Here is a 2,651-nt window from a genome sequence, read left to right as displayed (position 1 = left end):
GGTAAAATTGCATGGGGATAGTCAACGATAGGCCACTGCGTATCTTATCAACCCAAACAATTTTAAGCACCCCCGTTAGCGGTGAGGTATTCAATCAATCATAGAAAAGATAAATTCTATTAGTATTAACCTTAAGTTATTCTATAAGTTCTAATTCCTCTTCTTTCAGATGAACTTTAAATTTTTTTGTAAATTTAACAAGAATTGGTAGATTAGCGCTAACTGGTCTGCCTTTCCATTCATTGACAATATCAACAACTTCTCCTTCCTGATTTTTCAGATCGAATGGTTGTCCTCTATTTTCAGGATGAATATAAACAACAACAGAGGTATTAACGCGAACACGATCGCCTACTTTCATATATTAAAACCTTGTACTATCATCTCCTAGAAATTCAACTAATGTAGCTCTAATACGAAATTACACTAGCTTTAAGAATCTCCCTATTCTTTCATAAAACCAACCCTAAAGTCACGTCATTTCAGTTATCAGTTATCAGTACCTCAAATCTGAAGTAGGAGACAAGAAAATACTGAAAAGGAGAAGCTATTGACCTTACTTTTTGGTCAATTCAATAAAGGAGCATCCCCTACTCCCTACCCTCTCTACCCATACAATAACCGATCGGCCAGACCATATATCAGCTATAAGTCCAAAATTCAACATTAAGGATCGGGAGAAACAGGAGGTTCCGAAGGCTCAGGTATCATTGGACTTTCCCAAGATCCAGGAGCATCATTAGAATTTGGGTTTGGGCGAAAATTTTCCCAATTCCGCCACACCGCTACAACTGCCCCTACAAATAATATCAACAATAAACCAACCATAAACATCCAGGGCTTTAACCCTGAAGAATTTGGCATAGCCTCCACATCAGAATTAGGTTCAGAGTCAAGGTCAACTTCAGGTTTCAGCTGCGAAACTTCATTATCATTCCCATAAAGAAGTGCTTTAGAAGCTTCAGATAATTCTGGCATTACTTCCTTGTCCAAAGGTGTTGCTGTAGGAGTACCCAATAAAACCAACTGTTCTGGAGAAAGACGATAGTGGGCAAGCACCACTGAAGTATTATCATGACCATTTTTCTGATTTGCCAACTTAATCAAATACTCAACTGCCTGCTTGAGAGAAAATTCACCTCGAAAAATCTTGGGAGTATACTCAGTCCAAGACTTCTCAACCCAATCATTATCACTCAGACCATCCGAGCATAATAGCAATAGACCCTCTTCTTCAATCAAAAATCTTTGAATAGTAGGACGAATAAACTCTCCGTCCCTCGTACCAAGAGCCTGAGTCAAGGCACCCGCATCACGACGTTCTAATGCCTGCCAATACAGACAATGACCAAGACGGGTTTCCCTAGAAGCCACATCATCATCCACAGTCAACAATTGACAAGTATTTTTAGTCAGCCAATAAGCACGACTATCTCCCAAATTAGCTATGTATAACTCATGGGCATTATTCGGATTTGATTCTGGAGAAGACTTCACCTGTTGGGGCAACTGTAGGGCCATAACTAATGTTGTGCCCATACGTTGTCGGGACTCTCTTCCTTGTTCATTATTTTCAGTAGCAATCATGTTATTAACTACCCGAATAATTTCCTCAAGCTGTTTCATTACCAAATCTGGTGATGTTAAGTCCTGTTGTTGGGCTACTTCTGTCAACAGATTTTGCACTAATCTTTTAATGGACTGTACTGCTAATTGACTAGCTACCTCTCCGCCATCATGGCCACCTACTCCATCACAAATCATTGCTAAATGGGGTACTAACTGCTGACTAGCTAAATCTTGTTCCGTTGGATAACAACAATCCTCATTATGGAGACGCACAGGCCCAGTATCCGTAGCTCCTACTATTTCCGCATTTAATGGTAATTGGGCCGCCTGCTCTAATAGGAGTTGGTTCAATTTAGGGGCGATCGCCTCTAGAGACTCCCCAATGTCTCCAATCATCTGACAAATTTCTTGCAATGGCTGTTGGATATGAGCATGAGCAGTAGGAATCAAATTAGACCAAAAAATCCTTAAATCTCTATGTTTAGTGTTACGGTTTTGTAAGTCCAATTCTAAAAGTCGTAACCGCCAACCTTCGACCCTTAAACTATTTGTTAATAGACTGAAAGCTACGCGCTCTTTTGATAAAGGTTTCCATAACTGCATCATTTGCCATAACCAGTAAACTTGGCGTACAGGAGCTGCTGTCGGCCAAGCATCTACAAAAGCAGGACATAACTGATTTTGAGAGTCTAGAGGAACGTTGTCTAACAACAGAATATCTGTAGGATAAGTTTCTTCTCCATATTGATAGAAACCATGTACCTCTGGTGTATGGAGCCTATAGGGATATAAGTGTAAATATGGGATTATATTCTCTGGTAACTCCTCATATATAAAAGGAGGTTGAGCAGGTTTAGTATCCAACCATACTTGTGGAGCTACAACATAGTAGCGATCGCCCAGTAACTCCCCAACAGGAATCTCAACTCCCGCATCAACAGCCCATAAATAGCGATATTTTAGGCGAGTTTGGCAGGCTTCGCACTCTTGGCGACCCCAGGAATTGGCCGGATGAGGACAGTTAATATTTGGGCAATGAATTATTGGGGTAGAAGACATTTTATTAAGTTAATAATTAAAAT

Annotated in this window: 2 protein-coding genes; both read right to left on the bottom strand. The window is 40.2% G+C overall.

The features are described from left to right. Nucleotides 1–136: 136 nt before the first annotated feature. Nucleotides 137–361, bottom strand: a complete 225-nt coding sequence (locus AC3DU7_RS30685; protein ID WP_488043019.1) for a ferredoxin-thioredoxin reductase variable chain — start codon at nt 359–361, stop codon at nt 137–139. Nucleotides 362–666: 305 nt separating this feature from the next. Beyond that, complete coding sequence (locus AC3DU7_RS30680) at nt 667–2,628, bottom strand: PP2C family protein-serine/threonine phosphatase (protein ID WP_488043018.1); 1,962 nt, start codon at nt 2,626–2,628, stop codon at nt 667–669. Nucleotides 2,629–2,651 lie beyond the last annotated feature (23 nt).

This window comes from Okeania sp., assembly GCF_983059655.1.
The sequence above is the reverse complement of the archived record's forward strand: the minus strand, read 5'-3'. Positions and strand labels throughout refer to the sequence as shown.

What these genes read in the sequence shown, in the direction of transcription:
- AC3DU7_RS30680 (WP_488043018.1), bottom strand. Translation starts at nt 2,628, where the DNA reads ATGTCTTCTACCCCAATAATTCATTGCCCAAATATTAACTGTCCTCAT.
- AC3DU7_RS30685 (WP_488043019.1), bottom strand. Translation starts at nt 361, where the DNA reads ATGAAAGTAGGCGATCGTGTTCGCGTTAATACCTCTGTTGTTGTTTAT.